Annotated in this window: 1 pseudogene; it reads left to right on the top strand. The window is 60.6% G+C overall.

Annotated elements, in window-relative coordinates:
- Window positions 1-249 (top strand): annotated as a pseudogene (locus EOD29_RS33865) (sugar ABC transporter substrate-binding protein); the annotation flags it as partial.

Genomic DNA, 249 nt, shown 5'->3' with positions numbered 1-249 from the left:
GACCGGGCAGTGGGAAGACAAGTATAACGAGGCGCCCAACATGGCCTACCTCGGCTGGGGCATCTACGTCACCAAGCGGGTCTCCAGCGACGAGAAGAAGCGCAAGGCGGCCTGGTCTGCTGCCGCCCATCTCGGCGGCAAGGATCTGTCCCTTTGGACCTCGGCCTATCCCTCTGGCTTCCAGCCCTATCGTCAGTCCCACTTCAACTATGACGAATGGGAAAAGGCCGGTTACGACCGCGCCTATAT

The sequence above is a fragment of the Mesorhizobium sp. M1A.T.Ca.IN.004.03.1.1 genome, assembly GCF_003997555.1.
GTDB lineage: Bacteria > Pseudomonadota > Alphaproteobacteria > Rhizobiales > Rhizobiaceae > Mesorhizobium.
Note: the sequence above shows the minus strand (reverse complement) of the source record. Positions and strands in the feature narration are given on the sequence as shown.